Origin of the sequence: Janibacter melonis, assembly GCF_003721155.3 — a bacterium.
GTDB lineage: Bacteria > Actinomycetota > Actinomycetes > Actinomycetales > Dermatophilaceae > Marihabitans > Marihabitans melonis.
Map to the genome: position 1 here is coordinate 1,567,671 of NZ_CP044548.2, position 17,895 is coordinate 1,585,565.

A 17,895-nucleotide genomic window follows, 5' to 3' on the forward strand; every position below is an offset into this window, starting at 1 on the left:
GGGAAGGGGGCGAAGGGGGCGTCGCCTCCTCGTCGTGAGGGGCTGACACCGGCCGCTACTACGCTGCCCCCGGGGCCGGACCCGGGCCTCAGGGCGGCGGCCCGACGTCACGCACCGCACAGCTGAGGACCCCATGACCCACCGACCTGTCGTCGGCGCGATCGCCGCGTGCGCTGCCCTCGCCGTGGCCGCCCCGGCCGCCGCCACCCAGAGCCCGTCGACGGTGTCGTCCTCGAGCAGCGCCACGCCGCTCGTCCGGCTCACCGGCACGCTCCTGACGACCGCGGTGGAGCCGGCCCACGGGTCCACGCTCACCCCCGGGCCCGCTCACGCCGCCGTGCGGGTGTCCGGCCGGCTCGTGCCGGTCGACGCCGGGGCCGTCGCCGACGTGCCCTCCGGCAGCCGGGTCACCCTCGACGTGCGCGTGCCCGACCCCGTCGTCGACGCCGCCGAGCAGGGCGACCGGCTGCGGGTGCCGACGCTCGCCGGCCGGACCGCTACCCATGACCTCGGAAGCGCCGACGTCGACGCCGCGAGCGACGACTCCCCCGCCACCGCGGGATCCGACATCGGCCGGGCGACGACAGACCAGGCGATCGCCCCGGGCAGTGAGCCGCTCGCCGTCGAGGAGGTCGTCTCGACCCGGGCCGCCGCGGCCGCGGCGTACACCCCGGCGACCCGTGAGGTCACGGTCGTCAACGTCGTCCCGCGCGGCGGCACCGCCGACCCCGCGACGAGCGCCGAGATCAGCAGCATGGTGAGCGGCACCGACGCCTTCTGGCGGGCCAACTCGCGCAGCACCCTCAAGGTCTCGCTGGCGCGGGTCGCCCCGTCCTTCCGCTCCTCCTACGGGTGCGACGAGCCGTGGAAGATGTGGCAGGACGCCGCCGCCCGGCTCGGGTGGCCCGGCAGCTCGGACACGACGCTCGTGCTCGTGCTGCCCGAGCGTCTGCCCGAGTCGCTGGGCTGCGGGTACGGGCTGGGATCGCTCGGCGAGTCCCCCAACAGCTCGGGCTACGTCTACGGGATGGGCACGGCCGTCGACCTCCTCGCCCACGAGATCGGGCACAACATGTCGCTCGACCACGCCGACGTGCTCACCTGCGAGACGAGGGCGCAGGACGCGGCCGTCAGCCGTGGGCGGTGGCCGAGCCGGTGCAGCGAGTGGGAGTACGCCGACGGCCAGGACATCATGAGCCTCGACGGCGAAGGTCCGTCGGGCATGCTCTCCACCCCCCGCGCGTGGCAGCTGGGGCTGCTCGAGCGCTCCGCCGTCACCTCGGTGCCGAGCGGTCGGACCACGCGGGTCACGCTGCGCCCGCTGGCCGGGCGCACCGGGGTCCGCGGCGCCACCGTCGTCAGCTCCTACTCCGGGGCCCGCTACTGGGTCGAGTACCGCACCCCCGCCGGCCGCGACCGCTACAACACCCTCGGCCAGCGCACCGGCGTCCGCGTGCTGCGCATGGGCCCGAGCGGCACGACGGTCCTGCTCGACCCGACGCCCACGGGCGACATGGACGACGAGCTGCGCCTCACCGCCGGCCGCACGCTGCGCAGCTACGACGGGCGCATCCGGGTCACGACCGTCTCGACCTCGAGCACCGCCGCGGTCGTCGACATCACGGCGTCCTCGAGCGCGACGTCCTTCTCCCGCGTCTCGGCCCCGTGGGTCGCCGGCACCCGGGGCGTCGGCCGGACGCTCACCGCACGCGACGGGGGCTGGCTGCCCGTCCCGGCGTCGTACACCTACCGCTGGTACCGGGGCGGCTCCCCGATCAGCAGCGCGACCGGGCGCACCTACCGCCCGACGACCGCCGACGCGGGCCGCTACCTCTCGGTGCGCGTCATCGCCTCCGGGCCGGGCCTGCTCGCGACGAGCCGCACCTCGGCCGCGGTGGGCATCCCGATCTACGCGACGACCCGGCCAAGCGTCGCGGGCAACCCGCGGGTCGGGCGCACCCTCGAGGCCCGGGTCGGGAGGTGGACCCCGTCACCGACGAGCTACGCCTACCGCTGGTACCGCGACGGCCGGGCGATCTCGGGTGCGACGGGCAAGACCTACCGGGTCACGTCCGTCGACGCCGGGCACCGGCTCCGGGCCGTCGTCACCGCCCGCCGGTCGGGGTACAGCACCGGATCGACCTCGACCTCCTCCACGGCCGCCGTGACCCGCTGACCGTGGCTCTCCCCTTCGCACTCGTCCGCGTCACCGGCGCCTCGATGGAGCCGACGCTGCGCGCCGGCGACCTCCTGCTCGCGCGGCGCGGGGCGAGCGTGCGACCCGGCGACGTCGTGCTGTGCGACCTGCCGCCCGACCCGTGGGGCCGGCCGCGCCCGACCGCCGTCAAGCGCGTCACCGGCACCGACCCCGACGACCCCGGTCGCTGGTGGGTCGAGAGCGACGACCCACGGGCCGGGGTGAGCTCCTTCGACCCGACGGTGGGGTCGCTGCCGCCGGAGGCCGTCCACGCGCGCGTGATCCTGCGAGTCCGTTGCAGGAAGTGGGATCTGCGGGTCCGCCGAGTAGGTCCGGCGCCCGCGCGCGACTAGGTTTGGACGTGGACCTGCCCACCATGACGAGAGGACAGACATGCGTCTGCGTGACCTCCTGCACATCCCCACCGTGAGCGCCCACTGCGACCTGCCCTGCGGTGTCTACGACCCCGCCCAGGCCCGCATCGAGGCCGAGTCGGTCAAGGCCATCATCAAGAAGGTCGCCGACAGCGACGACCCCGACTTCCGCACCCGCGCGGTCGTCATCAAGGAGCAGCGCTCGCAGCTCGTCAAGGAGCACCTGTGGGTGCTCTGGACCGACTACTTCAAGCCGCCGCACTTCGAGAAGTACCCGCAGCTGCACAACCTCGTCAACGAGGCCACGAAGCTCGCCGGCGCCTCGGGCACCAAGGGCGAGTTCGACGAGGCCAAGGCCGACGAGCTCCTTGCGAAGATCGACGAGATCGACAAGATCTTCAAGGAGACCAAGCAGGCCTGATCTCGGCCCGCTGACGAAGGGGGACCCACGCGATCTCGCGCGGGTCCCCCTTCGTCGTGCTCGGGGTCGTCCAGCGCGCGCTCAGCCCTGCGAGACGACCTCGTCGAGCGCCTCGACGACCTCCGGGTCGTACTCGTAGCCCAGCCCGAGGTGGAGCCGCTCGAGGGCGAGGTGGACGACGCGCTGCCCGTGGGCACCCTCGGTGAGGTCGTCGTAGGCGTTGACGACCTTGATGATGCGGGCCTCGACCGGCAGCTCGCGGCCGATCTCGAGCTGCTGGCGGTAGGGCTCGTGGACGGCGGCGAGGACCTCCTCGAGACCGGGGGTGTCGAGCGCGGTCCGGGCGATCCGGCGCGAGGACTCGATGACGGTCTCGAGCGACTGCGGCGACGCGTCGATCGTCATGCCGTGCTCGAGCGGCACCTCCAGACCCACCTGGCCGATGTCGTGGAGCAGCGCCGCGCGCTCGACCGAGTGCAGGCTGCGCTCGGTGAGGCCGAGGCGGCGGCCGACCTCGACGGAGAGGTCGGCGACCCGCTGCGGGTGCCCGGGGCGGCCGCCCGCGGCGATCGCCGGGATGCGCGAGAGCACGACGAGCGCCTCGCCCTGGGCGCGCTGCACCGCGAGGTAGCGCCGCTGCGAGAGCAGCACGAGCGTGACCGGCAGGACGTACAGCGGCAGGGCGACCAGCCCGAGCACCGGGTAGCTCACGGCGATGAGCGGCCCCGAGGCGGCCACCGCGCCCGAGGTCACCGAGTCGAGGAGGAGCGCGCGCTGGGCGCCAGGGGCGCCGACCTCGCGCGAGCCCACCTGGACGAGCACCTGGGCGGTGCGCTCGACGAGCCAGCCGAGGAGCGCGCACAGCAGCAGCAGGGTCGCCGTGGCCGGGCTCGACAGGTCACCGCCCCAGGCCCACTGGAGCAGGGTGCCGCGGTCCTGCGTGGAGATCCCCCGGCAGGCGACCGTCGTGGCCGCCGCGCCGAGGAAGCGTGCGGCCGCCGGGCCGAGCTGCACCGGGCGGCCGAGGAGCCACGCGATGAGCTGGCTGGCGAGGAAGAAGACCCCGAGGATCGCGATGACCCGTGCGGCGGAGGCGAAGCCGCCGGGCGTCACCGCCGGGGTCATGGCCAGAGCGACCGCCGCGGCGGTCGAGATCGGGGCGGCGTGCCGCGAGACCGCGAGGCTCGGCATGACCTCGCCGAGGACGATGCTCGTCCCGGTGATGAGGACGAACCACGTGGGGAAGGACAGCCCGGGCGGGTCGAGGAGCAGGGCGACGCCGAGGACGAGGGCGGCGGTGGCCAGGACGATGCGGGGGCCGACGACCATGAGGGCGCGGGGCGGGCGCAGCCGTCGCTCGCGACCGCCGGGTCGGCTCGGGCCGATCGACGGGTGGGTGCTCGGCGCGCTCATCGGCGCTTCCTCGCGCTCGCGGCGACCCACCGGGTCATCTCGGGATCGGCCTGCTCGACGACGGACCACGACCGGGTGATGAGGTGCAGCTCGTCGTCGTCGACGGGAGCCGGGCGGGACCCGCCCTCGCGCGTCGGCTGGAGGACGGAGGGGTGGCGCTCGGCGATTGTGGTCAGGGCCTCGACGCAGTAGGGGTCGAGGCTGCGGCCGGACTTCTCGGCGCACCGGCGCAGCGCTTCTGCCGTGCTCAGCCCGTCGCCGACGTGCGGCTGGACGAGGCTGACCCAGGTGTCGGCGACGGTGACGATGCGCGCCTCGAGGGGGATGTCGCCGCCGGACCTGCCGTAGGGGTAGCCGCCGCCGTCCCACAGCTCGTGGTGGGCGAGGACGGCAGGAACGGCCGAGCGCAGCGGGCGCACGCCGTGGAGCATCTCGGCGGCGACGTCGGGGTGACGCACGAGGGTGTCGAGGTCGCGCGCCGCGACCTGCTCCTCGAGCAGACGTGCGCGGTCGAGCGAGAGCAGACCGATGTCGTGCAGGGCACCCGAGGAGCGCACCGCCTCGACCTCGCGATACGACAGCGCGAGCTCCTCGGCGACGGCCGTCGCGACGCGGGCGCACAGCTCGGCGTCGGCGCGTGCGCCCGGGGCGCGGATGTCGAGCGCCTCGACGAGACCCTGGAGCATCGTCTCGTAGACCTGGTGCTCACGCGTGTACTGCATCAGGCCCCATTGCGCGAGGACGAGCGTGGGCAGCAGCAGCACCACGGCGAACCAGCCGAGACCGACGGGGTCCCAGAGCAGGACGAGGAGGTACGCCGTGATGCCGTACCCGAGGTAGGCCGGCGTGATCTGCGGCGAGAGCCCGGCGATGATCGTGCTCACCGGGGTGCCCTCGGTGATCCGCAGGATGCCTGCAAGGCTCAGCAGGTTGGTCAGGCCCAGACCGAGTGCGAGGAGCGCTGCCCCCAGTGCGATAGAGGCCGGTGACGAGCCCGACGACAAGGTCCCGGGCAGGACGGTCGTCGCCAGACCGGACCCGACGAAGACGCCGAGGACAGGCCATGACGCGTTGAAGGCAAACCGGCTGACGCTGCGGCGGTAGACCCATGCCGTCGAGATCCCATGGATCAGCATCGCCCCCGCAGGACCGACGAGCTGCACCGAGGCGAGCAGCACGACCGAGTGCAGCTGGATCGACACGTGCCTGATCGGCAAATTAGGGATGGCACGGGCGACGAAAGCGAGGAGCAGCAGCGGAACGGCCGCTCCCAGACGGTCCGGTAGCCCCCAGGTGACGGCTGCCAGAACGACGCTCGCGCTGCTGGCAGCAGCCAGCAGCGCGAGGTACAGGTTGGTCCCGCGCTCGACAGATGAGGTCATCTACGCGCGGGACGTGACGTCAGATCCAGTCGAAACCGCGGACGATCTTCGGAGCAGCAGAGGACGCGTCGTCCGCCGAAGCGGCCGAGGCGGCAGCGACACCACCGATGAGGGCCGCGACGGCCAGGGCGAAGGCGACAACAGTGCGCTTCATGATCACACCACACTTTCGAGATAACCCGGGAGGGGACCGGGGGCGGACCGTAGCCGCGCCTCAGTGGCGTGCGCTGGTCTCGTGTCCGCACGGTAATCTTGCCACAGCGGGTCATGAATCCGTATGGGATAGTTGAAGAAATCACCAAACCGGATGCGTCCCGTCCGGCACGACGGAGGAGGTCCCCCATGAGCAAGCGCGCGCGCAAGCGTCGGTCCCGCAAGGGCAAGGCCGCGAACCACGGTCGCAAGCCCAACGCCTGACCGGCCCGTCCCCGCAGGGGACGACGAAGGGGGCGCCCCACCATCTGGTGGGGCGCCCCCTTCGTCATGCCCGAGCCCTGCTCGAGCCGGCTCAGCCGGGGAAGCCCTCGGGGTTGGCCGACTGCCAGCGCCACGTGTCGGCGCACATGTCCTCGATGGTGCGGGTGGCCCGCCAGCCGAGCTCGCGCTCGGCGCGCTCGGTGCCGGCGTAGACGACGGCGAGGTCGCCCGCGCGCCGGGGCGCGATGTCGTAGGGCACCTGCGCACCGCTCGCCCGCTCGAAGGCGTCGACCATCTGCAGCACCGAGGTCCCCTGCCCCGTGCCGAGGTTCCAGGCGCGCGCCCCGATCTCGGGGTGCTCGGCGAGGTGGTCGAGCGCCGCGACGTGGCCCTCGGCGAGGTCGACGACGTGGATGTAGTCGCGCTCGGCGGTGCCGTCGGCCGTCGGGTAGTCGTCGCCGAAGACGGCAAGCCGCTCGCGGCGGCCGACCGCGACCTGGGAGATGAAGGGCATGAGGTTGTTCGGGATACCCTGCGGGTCCTCGCCGATCCGGCCCGACACGTGCGCGCCGACCGGGTTGAAGTAGCGCAGCAGCGCGACCTGGAAGCCCGGGGAGGCGGCGGCGACGTCGGTGAGGATCTGCTCCTGCATGACCTTCGTCCACCCGTACGGGTTGGTCGCCGAGGTCGGCAGCTCCTCCGTCATCGGCACGGGAGCGCCCTCGCCGTAGACCGTCGCCGATGACGAGAAGACGAGGCGGCGCACGTCGTGCCGCTCCATCGCCCGCACGAGCGAGAAGGTCGAGCCGATGTTGTTGCCGTAGTACTCGAGCGGCTGCTCGGTGGACTCCCCCACGGCCTTGAGCCCGGCGAAGTGGATCACCGCGTCGAAGTGCTCGTCGGCGAAGAGCTGGGCGGTCTTGTCCTCGTCGCGCAGGTCGAAGCCGTGCACGGTGATCGCCGCGCCCGAGAGCTCCTCGAGCCGGGCGACGACCGTGGGCTTGGAGTTGACGAAGCTGTCGACGACGACGGGCTCGTGCCCGGCCGCGAGGAGCGAGAGGACGGTGTGCGAGCCGATGTAGCCGGCGCCGCCGGTGACGAGGACGCGCATCCGCTCAGCCGTCGTAGCGGATCTCGGTGTACTCCTGCACGACCCCGCCGTCGACGGAGTAGGTGCTGAAGGACTGCATGATCGTCGTCCGCAGCGCGGCCGGCGCCTGCTCGCGACCGCACGAGCGCTTGACGAGCGCCTTGACCATGCGCTCGAGGTCGTGCTCGTCGAGGCAGGGCTGGCACCCGCGCAGGTGCTCGGCGATCCGCTCGTGGTCGGCCTCGGTCATCTCGCCGTCGAGGTACTCCATGATCCGGTACATCGTCTCGGAGCAGTCGACATGGTCCTCGGCGTGCTCGCTCATGACGTCCCCCCTTCGCGTCCGGTGGTCTCCTGGGCCGCGCCACCGATCCCTCGGTCGCGCGCGTAGTCGGCGAGCTTCTCGCGCAGCAGACGGCGCCCGCGGTGCAGGCGCGACATCACGGTGCCGATGGGCGTGCCCATGATCTCGGCGATCTCCTTGTAGGCGAAGCCCTCGACGTCGGCGAGGTAGACCGCCATGCGGAAGTCGTCCGGCAGGTCCTGCAGCGCCCGCGTCACCTCGGTGTCGGGCATGTGGTCGAGCGCCTCGACCTCCGCGCTGCGCAGCCCACGGCTCGTGTGCGACTCGGCCTGGTGCAGCTGGTAGTCCTCGACCTCGGGGCTGCTCGACTGCTTGGGCTCGCGCTGCTTCTTGCGGTACGTGTTGATGTAGGTGTTGGTGAGGATGCGGTACATCCACGCCTTGAGGTTGGTGCCCGGGCGGTACTGGTGGAAGGCCGCGTAGGCCTTCGCGTACGTCTCCTGGACGAGGTCCTCAGCGTCGGTCGGGTTGCGCGTCGTGCGCATGGCCGCGGAGTAGAGCTGGTCGAGCAGGGGCATGGCCTCGCGCTCGAAGCGGGCTCGACGCTCCTCGGGCGACTCGGACGAGACGTCGACGCCGGCATCGGCGGCAGCCTGCTCCTCGTCGCTGAGCGGTGGGGTGATCGGCTTGGTCATCGCGCTCCAGCCTAGCGGGGCGCTGGTGCGGTCGACGGCGGGCAGCACGAGCACGTGGTGGCCTCTCGCAGTCGGGACAGGGTCGCTCATCTCAACATCCCTCCCCCACCCGGCATTCCCCCGCCCGCGCGATGCCCCGCCCCCCCTTCGCCGAGGTATGGCAATCGGTCCGCTGACACCTGCGGATCCCGGCAGATCTCCATACCTCGGCGATCCACAGGGGCGCTGCGGCCGGGTCCTCGGTCCACAGGCGGGCGGACCCGTCTCGCGCGGGGGCGGGCGAAGGGGGAGAACCGAGCCATGGACCTCCCGGTCGCCCTCGGCGACGCCTTCACCCTCGAGCACGCGCGAGCGCAGGAGCGCACGGGCGCCTTCCGCTCCGGCTTCGACATCCCGTCCTCCGGCATCCGGGTGCGGCGCGGGGTCGAGCTCACGCTGCCCGAGCGGCTGGGGCTCCTGCGCGCGGTGCTACCACCTGACATCGCCTTCTCCCACGACACCGCGGCCGAGCTCTGGGGCCTGCCCCTCCCCGCTCGGGGCGCGGCGCCCGACCCCTCGGTGCACGTGATCCGACCGATCCACCGACCCCCCGTCGTGCGGCGAGGAGTCGTCTCGCACAAGGGCATCGGCACTCGTGACATCGCCGAGGTCGAGGGCCTGCCGGTGACGACGGTCGTCGACACGTGGTGCGACCTCGCCGCCAGCTGGTCCCGGGCAGCCCTCGTCGCCGCCGGCGACGTCCTGGTGCGCGAGCACGGTGACGAGCACCTGCGCGAGCTCGTCAGCGACCTTCGCGGCTGCCGCGGCGTGCGGACCATGCGCGAGCTGCTGCCCCTGCTCCGCGCGAGGTCCGCGTCACCTACCGAGTCGCAGGCCCGGCTCGTCTTCCACGACGCGGGGCTGCCCGAGCCGGAGCTCAACGTCGAGATCTTCGACGACGTCGGCGGCGGGCTCGCCACCCCCGACTTCACCTGGCGCGCCCAGAAGGTCGTCGGGGAGTACGACGGCGACCAGCACCGCACGGATCGCACCGCGTGGCAGTACGAGCGAGATCGCCGTGCGCGCCTCGAGGACCACGGGTGGACCTATGTCGAGATGGCCTACATCCACCTCGTCGACCCGGCGCGGCGAGAGCAGCTCGTCCGTCGTCTCGCGGCGCACCTGCTCTGAGGCCGGTCGCGCCGACGCCTCACGGCTGACCGCGCGCCCCCTTCGCCCGTCCCCCCTTCGCCCCTCGCGCTCCCCCTTCGCCCCTCGCCGAGGTATGGCAATCGGCCCTGATCCACGCTGGATCAGGGCCGATTGCCATACCTCGGCGGGGCTGGGGGGACCCGGGCCCGGAGGTGGCGGGGCTGGGACGACCGAGCCCGAAAGGGGCGGGTCGGGTCAGGCGTAGATGTGCCGGGTGGCGCGGGCGCGCTTCTTCAGGCCCTTCATCCCCTGGGTGGCGAGGATCTTCAGGGTCTGCGCCGAGCTCGTCGCGTTCGGGCGCGAGAGGCGGAAGATCTCCGACCACGCGGAGGCGACCTGGCGGGGCAGGCTGCCCTCGACGTAGGTGAGGTCGTACTTCTCGAAGAGGGCGCGCACCTTCGGCTGGACCTCGGCGAGCTTGATGCTCGGCATGTCCGGGAAGAGGTGGTGCTCGACCTGGTGGCTGAGGTAGCCGGTCATGACGTGCATCGCGCGGCCGCCGCTGATGTTGGCCGAGCCGAGCATCTGACGCAGGTACCACTCGCCGCGGGTCTCGCCGTCGATCGAGGTCTTCGTGAAGGTCTCGACGCCGGACGGGAAGTGCCCGCACATGATGACGCTGTGCGTCCAGTAGTTGCGCACGACGTTGGAGACGACGTTCGCGGCGAGGGTCGGCAGGAAGTTCGGGCCCGACAGCAGCGGCCACAGCACGTAGTCGCGCGCGGCGAGCTTCTTGATCTTGTTGACGACGACCTTCGCGTCCCGCTGGAACTCCGGGTTGGACTTGCGGCCCTTCCAGTTCTTGCCGAGCTCGAGGTCGTAGGCGGCGATGCCGTACTCGAAGAAGGTCGCGTTGACGGCGTTGAGCAGCGGCTGCGCGAGGTAGATCGGGTACCACTTCTGGGCGTCGTCGACGCGCATGATCCCGTAGCCGAGGTCGTTGTCCTTGCCGACGACGTTCGTGTACGTGTGGTGGACCTCGTTGTGGCTGTGCTTCCAGTGCTCCGAGGGCGAGACGTTGTCCCACTCCCACACGCTCGAGTGGATCTTCGGGTCACGCATCCAGTCCCACTGGCCGTGCATGATGTTGTGCCCGATCTCCATGTTGTCGAGGATCTTGGCGACGGACAGTCCGGCGGTGCCGACCACCCAGGCGATCGGGTTGCCGGAGAAGAGCAGGACGCCCCGGCTACCGATCTCGAGGTAGCGCTGGGTCGCGATGATCTTGCGGATGTAGGCGGCCTCGCGCTCGCCGAGCGAGTCCATCGCCTCGCGGCGGATCTCGTCGAGCTCGCGGCCGAGCTCCTCGATCTGCTCGGGGCTCAGGTGCGAGATGGGGCTCGGCGTCGCGTTGACGACAGTGTGGATCTCCTCCGACCGGCCGCCGGTGATACGGGCGTCGGTGCGGGTGGGGGTGCGCTCCAGGGTGGCAGTCATGCTCGCTCCTTCTGCTGGATCGTGCAGGCGCCCGCGGCGGCCGAGATGCAGGTCTGCACCTTCACGGGCGGGTCGTCGGTCGTGGTCTCGGTGACGATGCCGGTGCGCAGGTCGCGCACCGCGCCGTCGGTCAGGGGCAGGACGCAGCCCATGCAGATGCCCATCCGGCACCCGCTGGGCATGAGGACGCCGGCGTCCTCGGCGGCGTCGAGGATGGTCGTGGCGCCGTCGACCTCGAAGGTCGGGCTGGCCGTGGGCCGGGCGGTGTCGAGCATCGTCACCGAGCCGCCGTCGCCGGTCACGGCGAGGACGGGGCGGAATCGCTCGACGTGCATGGCCTCGGTGAGGCCGTGGCCGGCGAAGTGCTCCTCGAAGGCGTCGAGCATCGGCGTCGGGCCGCAGGCCCAGGCCTGCCGCTCGCGCCAGTCGGGCACGACGTCGTCGAGCATCTGCGGCGAGAGCATGCCCTCGTCGTCGGTGTGCCGGACGACGACCCGCACGCCGGGGCGCTCGGCGGCCAGCTCGGCGGCGAAGATGACGTCGGCCGGCGTCGGCGCGCTGTGCAGCAGCACGACGTCGGTGCCCGACAGGTCGTGGCTGCGCAGCATGCCCATGACGGGGGTGATGCCGGAGCCGCCGGTGACGAAGAGGAGGCGCTCCGGGAGCACCTCGGGCAGGACGAAGTCGCCGCTGGCCTGGTCGAGCATGACGAGGGTGCCGGGGCGGGCGTCGTGCACGAGGTGGCGGCTGACGAGACCGTCGGCCATCGCCTTGACGGTGATGGTGATGAGCCCGTCGGTGCGGTCGGCCGGCGAGGTGATCGAGTAGGCGCGCCAGCGACGCACCCCGTCGATGTCGATGCCGAGGCGGATGTACTGACCGGCGCGGTGGCCGGCCCAGTCGCGACCGGGGCGCAGGGTGATCGTCGCGGCGTCCGCGGTCTCGGGGGTGATGGCGACGACCCGGGCGCGCAGCTCGGCGCCGGCGCGCAGCGGCGCGACCATGTCGAGGTAGTCCGTCGGCAGCAGCGGGGCGGCGAGGACCTCGGCGACGCGGGTCGCGGAGGTGCGCAGCCGGGCGAAGGGGGAGCCGGCCACGCGGTCGGGTCGGGCATCAGTGGTCATACATCCATGATGTCGGTCCGGACCCCCCGCGGGACTGTCCACCCGGCGTAGTCTTCACCTCCAGATGTTGTGCGCAACGAACAAGATCGAGGTGGATGTGGTGCCGGACACCCCCAAGACCCGCTCTCAGGGCAGTAGCGAGCGGACCCGCACGTCGTCCCCGTCGCCGCCCCCCGCGGCCACCCGTACGGCTGCACAGGCGGCCGAGCTCGCCCTCGACGAGCAGACCGCGCGCTCCCTTCGCTCCCACCTGCCGGAGGTCGCCGAGTCGGTCATCGCCGCGATCATCGAGGAGGTCCCGTCCTACAGCGCGCCCTTCCAGGGCCGGATGGGCCGGGTCATCGAGCAGGCGGTGCGCACCTCGCTCGACTCCTTCCTCGACGCGGCCTCGGCGGCGTCGGCGTCGGGCGCGAGAGAGGGCGAGCAGACCTCGATCGGGGTCGGGGTGCAGGCCGCCGAGCAGCTCGGCCGTGCCGAGGCCCGCGCCGGCCGACCGGTCGACGCCCTGCTGTCGGCCTACCGCGTCGGCGCCCGGGTCTCGTGGCGCGAGGTCTCGCGCATGGCCGTCGCCCAGGGCGCCGAGGCCGCGACGCTCGGACGCTTCGCCGAGGTCGTCTTCACCTACATCGACGAGCTGTCGGCCGCGAGCGTCGCCGGGCACAACGCCGAGACGCACACCGCCGAGCGCGCGCGCATCGTCAACCTCGACCGGCTCGTGCGCAGCCTGCTCGTCGGCGCCCCGGAGACCCGGCTCGTCGAGGCCGCGCAGCTCGCGCGATGGACCCCGGCGCGCACCTTGACCGTGGTCCTCGTCGCCGGCGAGCGCGCGCTCAACACCGCGGCGATGCTCGACCCGCGCACGCTCTCGCTCGGCGAGGACCTGCCGCCGGTGCGGGGGCTCCCCGCCCCGGACCGCGTCGCCGCCCTCCTCGTGCCCGACGCCGGCGGCCGGGCCCGCGGCGCCCTGCTCGACCTGCTCTCCGGGCGCGACGCCGTCGTCGGCCCCGCCGTCCCGTGGACCGAGGCCGACCGCTCCTACGCCCGGGCGGTGCGGGCCGCGGTGCTCCCCCGCGAGAGCGGCACCGTCCTCGACACCGACGCGCACCTCGCCCAGATCGTCCTCGCCGCCGACCCCGAGACCCTCGCCGACCTGCGCGAGTCGGCGCTCGCCCCCTTCGCCGATCTCACCGAGGGCAGCGCCGAGCGGCTCGCCGAGACCCTGCGGGCCTGGCTGCTGCTCCAGGGCCGGCGCGAGCTCGTCGCCGAGGCGCTCCACGTGCACCCGCAGACGGTGCGCTACCGCATGGGGCAGGTGCGCGAGCTGCTCGGCGACCGGCTGCAGGACCCCGACGCCGTGCTCGAGCTCGTGCTCGCCCTCAGCGCGCGACCGAGCTGACGAAGGCGGTCACCGCCGGCACGACGTCGCGCTGCGGGGCGGTGAGGCTGTGGGTGCCCGCCACCTCGCTGACGACGACGGAGCGCACGCGCTCGCCGAGCGCCTCGCAGACGTCCTGCGGCCCGCCGAAGGGGTCGGCGCGCCCCTGCACGACGGCGAGCGGCAGACCGGACTCGACCGGGGCGAGGAGCTCGCCGACGCGGCTGTGCCCGAGGTCCTTGCCGGGCGGCACGAGGGGGAAGGACAGCGCGAGGACAGCGTCGGCGTCGACCGCGACGCACGTGCGGCACGCGACCCGGGCGCCCGCGCTGCGACCGCCGACGACGAGCGGGCGGGGCAGCGCCCAGCGGCCCCGGGTGAGCGAGCCGAGCAGCGGGACCCAGGCCGCGTCGAGACGTGAGGGTGGCGAGGCGACCCGCCGGCCCGCGACGCGCCACGGCATCTCGACGAGGGCGACGGTCCACCCGAGCGAGGGCAGTGCCTGCGCGATCGCCTGGAGGTCGGTGGCGTCGACCCCGCCGCCCGCCCCGTGGGTGAGCACGACCGACCCCGCGTCGCCGCGCGGGCCGAGGTGGACCCGCGCCGGACCCTCCGGCGTCTCGACGGCGCGCTGCCTCATCCGCCGATCACCTCGCCGGTCTCCGGGTCGACGACACCGACGAGCTGCGAGGTCGGGATCGGCTCGACGAGGCCGGGGCCGTTGCCGGCGCTGCCGTTGACCGCGGTCGAGACGGGGTGCGCCGCGAGGCGCCCGGGCAGGCTGATGTCGAGCATCTCCTGGACGTGACCAGGATCGGTGAGGTGCGGGTCGAGCCAGTCGTCCCAGACGTCCGGGTCGAGGACGAGCGGCTGGCGGTCGTGGATGCGGTCCATCCCGGGGTCGGCCGCGGTCGTCACGACGGCGAAGGTGGTCAGCCAGGCGGCCGGGTCGTCGGGGTCGGCGACGCCCGGGTCGCGCCAGAACTCGTAGAGCCCGGCGAGCGCGAGCGGGGCGTCGTCGCCGCGGTGGATGTAGAAGGGCTGCTTGCGCGGCTTGCCCTTCGCGTCGAGGGCGACCGGCGAGCGCTGCCACTCGTACCAGCCGTCGGCGGGCACGAGACAGCGCCGGCTCGTCGCCGCCTTCGCGTAGGACGACTTCTCCAGCGCGGTCTCGGCGCGGGCGTTGATCATCCGGATGCCGACCGAGGGGTCCTTCGACCAGCTCGGCACGAGACCCCACGTCATGAGGCGCAGCTGGCGGGCGGGCTCCCCCTTCGTGCCGTCCTCCTCGCGTACCGCCCGGGTGAGCACGACACGGGCCTGCTTCGTCGGCGCGACGTTCCAGTCCGGGGTGCCCGGTGGCGGCTGCTGCGGGTTCTTCAGCACGGAGCGGCTCGGCTCCGCGGTGCGGTCGAGCTCGACCTGCAGCGCAGCGACGATCTCCTCCATCTCGGCCGATGCCGCATAACGCCCGCACATGCGGGTCAGCCTAGGCACCCCGCGAGGATCACCAGTCCCGCAAGACGTCATACGGTAGGCGCGTACCTGTCCAGCGACCCAGGAGTGACCATGCTCGTCCGACGACTCGCCCGTCCGATGCTCAGCGCCATCTTCATCTCCGGCGGCATCGGCGCCCTCCGCCACGCGCAGGGCCACGAGCCCATGACCGAGAACGTCAAGCCCTTCCTGAAGAAGATCGGCGTGCCGACCGACGACATGGAGACCCTCATCCGCGCCAACGGCGCCGTGATGGTCGGTGCCGGTGCCCTCCTCGCGATCGGCCGCCTCCCCCGCCTGTCCAGCCTGGCCCTGCTCGTCTCGCTCGTCCCGACCACGGCCACCCACGACTTCTGGGCGCAGAGCGACCCGCAGGCCAAGCAGATGCAGCAGATCCAGTTCTTCAAGAACCTCGGTCTGGCCGGCGGCCTGCTCCTCGCCGCGGTCGACACCGAGGGCAAGCCCGGTCTCGGCTACCGCGCGAAGATGGCCGGCGACAGCCTCGGCCGCTCCGCCCACACCGCCAAGCTCGAGGCCCGGCTCGCCGCCGCGAACGCCAAGAGCGCCCTGAGCTGACCCGCATGGATCATCCCGACTGGTCGGCGCCGGCGAGCCCCGGTCCCCTCGACGCCAGGGTCGCCCTGCCCGGCAGCAAGTCCCTGACGAACAGGTACCTCGTCCTCGCCGCGCTGGCCAGCGGCACCTCCCGGCTGCGCGCCCCGCTGCGCTCGCGCGACACCGAGCTCATGGCCCAGGCGCTGCGCGCGCTCGGGACCGGGGTCGAGGACGCGACGGCCGCGCGCGGCGCCCTCGCCCCGGACTGGATCATCACCCCGTCGGCGCTGCGCGGTGGCGGTGAGGTCGACTGCGGCCTCGCCGGCACCGTCATGCGCTTCGTCCCGCCGGTCGCGGCGCTGTGCGACGGGCCCGTGGCCTTCGACGGCGACGAGCACGCGCGGGTGCGCCCGATGGCGGCGGTGCTCGACGCGCTGCGCGACCTCGGCGTGCGCGTCGAGGACGACGGCCGGGGCGCGCTGCCCTTCGTCGTCCACGGCACCGGGTCGGTGCGCGGCGGCCGGGTCGTCATGGACGCCTCGGCCTCCTCGCAGTACGTCTCGGCGCTGCTCCTCGCGGGGTCCCGCTTCGAGGAGGGGATCACCGTCGTGCACGAGGGCGGCCCGCTGCCCTCCCTCCCCCACGTCGAGATGACCGTCGAGGCGCTGCGCGACGCCGGCGCGGTCGTCGACGACTCCGAGCCGAGCACGTGGCACGTCGAGCCCGGCGAGCTGCTGCCGCTCGACGTCACGGTCGAGCCCGACCTGTCCAACGCCGCCCCCTTCGTCGCCGCGGCCCTCGTCTGCGGCGGCACGGTGAGGGTGCCGCACTGGCCTCAGCACACGACGCAGGCCGGCGACCGGATCCGCGAGCTGCTCGCGGGCATGGGCGCCGAGGTCGTGCGCGAGGGCCAGGACCTGCGGGTCACCGGTCACGGCCAGGTCGGAGCCTTCGACGTCGACCTGCACGACACCGCCGAGCTCACGCCCGTCGTCGCCGCGCTCGGGGCGCTCGCCGACGGCCCGTGCCGCATCCGCGGGGTCGCCCACATCCGCGGCCACGAGACCGACCGGCTCGCCGCCCTGCGCACCGAGCTCGAGGGCTTCGGGGTCGGGGTGGAGGAGCTCGAGGACGGGCTCGTCATCCGACCGGCGCCGTTGCGGGCGCACTCGATGCGCACCTACGCCGACCACCGCATGGTCATGGCCGGTGCGGTCCTCGCGCTGCGCGCGCCCGGCACGGTCGTGCTCGACCCCGGCACCGTGGCCAAGACCCTGCCGAGCTTCACCGGCCTGTGGTCGGACATGCTCGGGCAGCGCTGATGCCGGGCCGGGGACGCGTCTACGACGAGCGCGACGTCCGCGTCCGGCCCAGCCGCCGCGGCACCCGCCCGCGCACGAAGGAGCGTCCCGCCCACGACGACGCCGTCGTCGGCATGGTCACGGCCGTCGACCGCGGCCGGTGGACGACCCTCGTGCCGGCCGACGCCGCCGGGCCCGAGCGGGTCGTCATCGCCATGCGGGCGCGCGAGCTGGGGCGCAGCCCCGTCGTCGTCGGCGACGAGGTGGGCATGGTCGGCGACACCTCCGGCGTCGAGGGGTCGCTGGCCCGGATCGTGCGCATCCAGGAGCGCCGCACGCTGCTGCGCCGCACCGCCGACGACACCGATCCCTTCGAGCGGGCGATCGTCGCCAACGCCGACCAGCTCGTCGTCGTCTCGGCCCTGGCCAACCCCGAGCCGCGTCCCCGCCTCATCGACCGCTGCCTCGTCGCGGCGTACGACGCAGGTCTGGACCCGCTGCTCGTCCTCACGAAGTCCGATCTCGCGAGCGGCGAGGACTTCCTCGCCCAGTACGCCCCGCTCGACGTGCCGCACGTGACGACCGCCGTGCTCGAGCCGGGCAGCGAGGGCCTCGCCGACCTGCAGCATCGGCTCGCCGGTCGGATGAGCGTGCTCGTCGGTCACTCCGGCGTCGGCAAGTCCACGCTCGTCAACGCGCTCGTGCCCGACGCCGGGCGAGCCATCGGTCACGTCAACGACGTCACCGGGCGCGGCCGCCACACCTCGACCTCCGCCGTCGGCCTGCGCCTGCCGCCCCTCGACGGGTCGGACGACGCCCAGGGCAAGGACACCCCGTCGTCCGGGTGGATCATCGACACCCCGGGCATCCGCTCCTTCGGTCTCGCGCACGTCGAGCCCGACCGGATCATCGGGCACTTCCCCGAGCTGTCGCAGGGCGCCGAGGAGGGATGCCCGCGCGGGTGCACGCACGACGAGCCCGACTGCGGGCTCGACGAGTGGGTGGAGCAGGGGCACGCCGGGCCCAACGGCGAGCAGCGGCTGGACTCCTTCCGACGCCTGCTGCGCGCCCGCACGCCGCAGACCGGGGACTGAGGGGTCCCGGGGACGGGGCCGCCCGTCG

At 73.2% G+C, this 17,895-nt stretch carries 19 protein-coding genes; 9 read left to right on the forward strand and 10 right to left on the reverse strand.

The genetic code is table 11. The features are described 5' to 3' along the window. The first annotated feature begins 133 nt into the window (after window positions 1-133). From EEW87_RS07345 to sodN, 3 genes are read left to right on the forward strand one after another with little or no spacing between them, the layout of a single operon-like run. Window positions 134-2,176 carry a zinc-dependent metalloprotease family protein gene (locus tag EEW87_RS07345; protein ID WP_123092106.1) on the forward strand — a complete coding sequence of 681 codons (2,043 nt, stop codon included), beginning with the start codon at window positions 134-136 and terminating at the stop codon, window positions 2,174-2,176. Window positions 2,177-2,178: 2 nt separating this feature from the next. Then, a complete protein-coding gene (locus tag EEW87_RS07350) occupies window positions 2,179-2,550 on the forward strand; it encodes a S24/S26 family peptidase (protein WP_205473791.1) in 372 nt (123 codons plus the stop codon). A gap of 40 nt (window positions 2,551-2,590) precedes the next feature. Further along, a complete protein-coding gene (sodN, locus tag EEW87_RS07355) occupies window positions 2,591-2,992 on the forward strand; it encodes a superoxide dismutase, Ni (RefSeq protein WP_123092107.1) in 402 nt (133 codons plus the stop codon). Between the two features lie 81 nt (window positions 2,993-3,073). On the opposite strand, the gene EEW87_RS07360 is transcribed toward sodN, so the two are convergent. Genes EEW87_RS07360 through EEW87_RS17140 form a run of 3 tightly spaced genes read right to left on the reverse strand, consistent with a single transcriptional unit; the run spans window position 3,074 to window position 5,941 of the window. Further along, window positions 3,074-4,405 carry an HD-GYP domain-containing protein gene (locus tag EEW87_RS07360; RefSeq protein ID WP_148041581.1) on the reverse strand — a complete coding sequence of 444 codons (1,332 nt, stop codon included), beginning with the start codon at window positions 4,403-4,405 and terminating at the stop codon, window positions 3,074-3,076. Then, window positions 4,402-5,787: an HD domain-containing phosphohydrolase gene (locus tag EEW87_RS07365; RefSeq protein WP_123092109.1), complete on the reverse strand. Its 1,386-nt coding sequence runs from the start codon at window positions 5,785-5,787 to the stop codon at window positions 4,402-4,404. Before EEW87_RS07365 ends, EEW87_RS07360 begins: the two co-directional genes overlap by 4 nt. Window positions 5,788-5,806: 19 nt before the next feature. Next, entirely contained in the window at window positions 5,807-5,941 is a 135-nt protein-coding gene (locus EEW87_RS17140; protein ID WP_264156495.1) for a hypothetical protein, read from the reverse strand. Window positions 5,942-6,129: 188 nt separating this feature from the next. Between EEW87_RS17140 and EEW87_RS17260 the strand changes: the two genes are divergently transcribed. Further along, entirely contained in the window at window positions 6,130-6,204 is a 75-nt protein-coding gene (locus tag EEW87_RS17260; RefSeq protein WP_370670760.1) for a 50S ribosomal protein bL37, read from the forward strand. A gap of 91 nt (window positions 6,205-6,295) precedes the next feature. Here EEW87_RS17260 and galE read toward each other — a convergent pair whose 3' ends face one another. Genes galE through EEW87_RS07380 form a run of 3 tightly spaced genes read right to left on the reverse strand, consistent with a single transcriptional unit; the run spans window position 6,296 to window position 8,293 of the window. Then, complete coding sequence (gene galE, locus EEW87_RS07370; protein ID WP_123092111.1) at window positions 6,296-7,315, reverse strand: UDP-glucose 4-epimerase GalE; 1,020 nt, start codon at window positions 7,313-7,315, stop codon at window positions 6,296-6,298. Window positions 7,316-7,319: 4 nt separating this feature from the next. Further along, complete coding sequence (gene rsrA / locus EEW87_RS07375) at window positions 7,320-7,619, reverse strand: mycothiol system anti-sigma-R factor (protein ID WP_123092112.1); 300 nt, start codon at window positions 7,617-7,619, stop codon at window positions 7,320-7,322. After that, window positions 7,616-8,293 (reverse strand): sigma-70 family RNA polymerase sigma factor, encoded by a 678-nt coding sequence (locus tag EEW87_RS07380; RefSeq protein ID WP_123092357.1) that lies wholly within the window; start codon window positions 8,291-8,293, stop codon window positions 7,616-7,618. The genes rsrA and EEW87_RS07380 overlap by 4 nt, the downstream gene beginning before the upstream one ends. Window positions 8,294-8,593: 300 nt before the next feature. Between EEW87_RS07380 and EEW87_RS07385 the strand changes: the two genes are divergently transcribed. Continuing rightward, the gene (locus EEW87_RS07385) at window positions 8,594-9,463 is read left to right on the forward strand and encodes a hypothetical protein (RefSeq protein ID WP_123092113.1); all 870 of its coding nucleotides are present in this window, start codon (window positions 8,594-8,596) and stop codon (window positions 9,461-9,463) included. Window positions 9,464-9,679: 216 nt separating this feature from the next. Here EEW87_RS07385 and EEW87_RS07390 read toward each other — a convergent pair whose 3' ends face one another. Both EEW87_RS07390 and EEW87_RS07395 read right to left on the reverse strand, forming a co-directional pair. Continuing rightward, window positions 9,680-10,921, reverse strand: coding sequence for a fatty acid desaturase family protein (locus EEW87_RS07390; protein WP_123092114.1), 1,242 nt, complete (start codon window positions 10,919-10,921; stop codon window positions 9,680-9,682). Beyond that, window positions 10,918-12,045 carry a ferredoxin reductase gene (locus tag EEW87_RS07395; RefSeq protein ID WP_123092115.1) on the reverse strand — a complete coding sequence of 376 codons (1,128 nt, stop codon included), beginning with the start codon at window positions 12,043-12,045 and terminating at the stop codon, window positions 10,918-10,920. The genes EEW87_RS07390 and EEW87_RS07395 overlap by 4 nt, the downstream gene beginning before the upstream one ends. Before the next feature lie 100 nt (window positions 12,046-12,145). Between EEW87_RS07395 and EEW87_RS07400 the strand changes: the two genes are divergently transcribed. Further along, window positions 12,146-13,441 (forward strand): PucR family transcriptional regulator, encoded by a 1,296-nt coding sequence (locus EEW87_RS07400; protein ID WP_240341671.1) that lies wholly within the window; start codon window positions 12,146-12,148, stop codon window positions 13,439-13,441. Here the strand turns inward: EEW87_RS07400 and EEW87_RS07405 are convergent. After that, entirely contained in the window at window positions 13,422-14,060 is a 639-nt protein-coding gene (locus tag EEW87_RS07405) for an alpha/beta hydrolase family protein (protein ID WP_123092117.1), read from the reverse strand. The two genes, EEW87_RS07400 and EEW87_RS07405, sit on opposite strands and share 20 nt — an antisense overlap. Further along, window positions 14,057-14,899 (reverse strand): SOS response-associated peptidase, encoded by an 843-nt coding sequence (locus EEW87_RS07410; protein ID WP_123092118.1) that lies wholly within the window; start codon window positions 14,897-14,899, stop codon window positions 14,057-14,059. Before EEW87_RS07410 ends, EEW87_RS07405 begins: the two co-directional genes overlap by 4 nt. 90 nt (window positions 14,900-14,989) lie before the next feature. On the opposite strand from EEW87_RS07410, the gene EEW87_RS07415 reads away from it, so the two are divergent. The 3 genes from EEW87_RS07415 to rsgA are packed head-to-tail and all read left to right on the forward strand — an operon-like array spanning window position 14,990 to window position 17,867. Continuing rightward, window positions 14,990-15,493 carry a DoxX family membrane protein gene (locus tag EEW87_RS07415; protein WP_068277524.1) on the forward strand — a complete coding sequence of 168 codons (504 nt, stop codon included), beginning with the start codon at window positions 14,990-14,992 and terminating at the stop codon, window positions 15,491-15,493. A gap of 5 nt (window positions 15,494-15,498) precedes the next feature. Further along, on the forward strand, window positions 15,499-16,794 hold the full coding sequence (gene aroA / locus EEW87_RS07420; RefSeq protein WP_123092119.1) for a 3-phosphoshikimate 1-carboxyvinyltransferase: 1,296 nt from the start codon (window positions 15,499-15,501) through the stop codon (window positions 16,792-16,794). Continuing rightward, window positions 16,794-17,867 (forward strand): ribosome small subunit-dependent GTPase A, encoded by a 1,074-nt coding sequence (gene rsgA, locus EEW87_RS07425; protein WP_123092120.1) that lies wholly within the window; start codon window positions 16,794-16,796, stop codon window positions 17,865-17,867. The genes aroA and rsgA overlap by 1 nt, the downstream gene beginning before the upstream one ends. Window positions 17,868-17,895 lie beyond the last annotated feature (28 nt).

Coding starts and splice junctions, on each gene's coding strand:
- EEW87_RS07365 (WP_123092109.1), bottom strand. CDS start 5,787: ATGACCTCATCTGTCGAGCGCGGGACCAACCTGTACCTCGCGCTGCTG.
- galE (WP_123092111.1), bottom strand. CDS start 7,315: ATGCGCGTCCTCGTCACCGGCGGCGCCGGCTACATCGGCTCGCACACC.
- EEW87_RS17140 (WP_264156495.1), bottom strand. CDS start 5,941: ATGAAGCGCACTGTTGTCGCCTTCGCCCTGGCCGTCGCGGCCCTCATC.
- sodN (WP_123092107.1), top strand. CDS start 2,591: ATGCGTCTGCGTGACCTCCTGCACATCCCCACCGTGAGCGCCCACTGC.
- rsgA (WP_123092120.1), top strand. CDS start 16,794: ATGCCGGGCCGGGGACGCGTCTACGACGAGCGCGACGTCCGCGTCCGG.
- EEW87_RS07410 (WP_123092118.1), bottom strand. CDS start 14,899: ATGTGCGGGCGTTATGCGGCATCGGCCGAGATGGAGGAGATCGTCGCT.
- aroA (WP_123092119.1), top strand. CDS start 15,499: ATGGATCATCCCGACTGGTCGGCGCCGGCGAGCCCCGGTCCCCTCGAC.
- EEW87_RS07395 (WP_123092115.1), bottom strand. CDS start 12,045: ATGACCACTGATGCCCGACCCGACCGCGTGGCCGGCTCCCCCTTCGCC.
- EEW87_RS07390 (WP_123092114.1), bottom strand. CDS start 10,921: ATGACTGCCACCCTGGAGCGCACCCCCACCCGCACCGACGCCCGTATC.
- EEW87_RS07360 (WP_148041581.1), bottom strand. CDS start 4,405: ATGAGCGCGCCGAGCACCCACCCGTCGATCGGCCCGAGCCGACCCGGC.
- rsrA (WP_123092112.1), bottom strand. CDS start 7,619: ATGAGCGAGCACGCCGAGGACCATGTCGACTGCTCCGAGACGATGTAC.
- EEW87_RS07380 (WP_123092357.1), bottom strand. CDS start 8,293: ATGACCAAGCCGATCACCCCACCGCTCAGCGACGAGGAGCAGGCTGCC.
- EEW87_RS07405 (WP_123092117.1), bottom strand. CDS start 14,060: ATGAGGCAGCGCGCCGTCGAGACGCCGGAGGGTCCGGCGCGGGTCCAC.
- EEW87_RS07385 (WP_123092113.1), top strand. CDS start 8,594: ATGGACCTCCCGGTCGCCCTCGGCGACGCCTTCACCCTCGAGCACGCG.
- EEW87_RS07415 (WP_068277524.1), top strand. CDS start 14,990: ATGCTCGTCCGACGACTCGCCCGTCCGATGCTCAGCGCCATCTTCATC.
- EEW87_RS07345 (WP_123092106.1), top strand. CDS start 134: ATGACCCACCGACCTGTCGTCGGCGCGATCGCCGCGTGCGCTGCCCTC.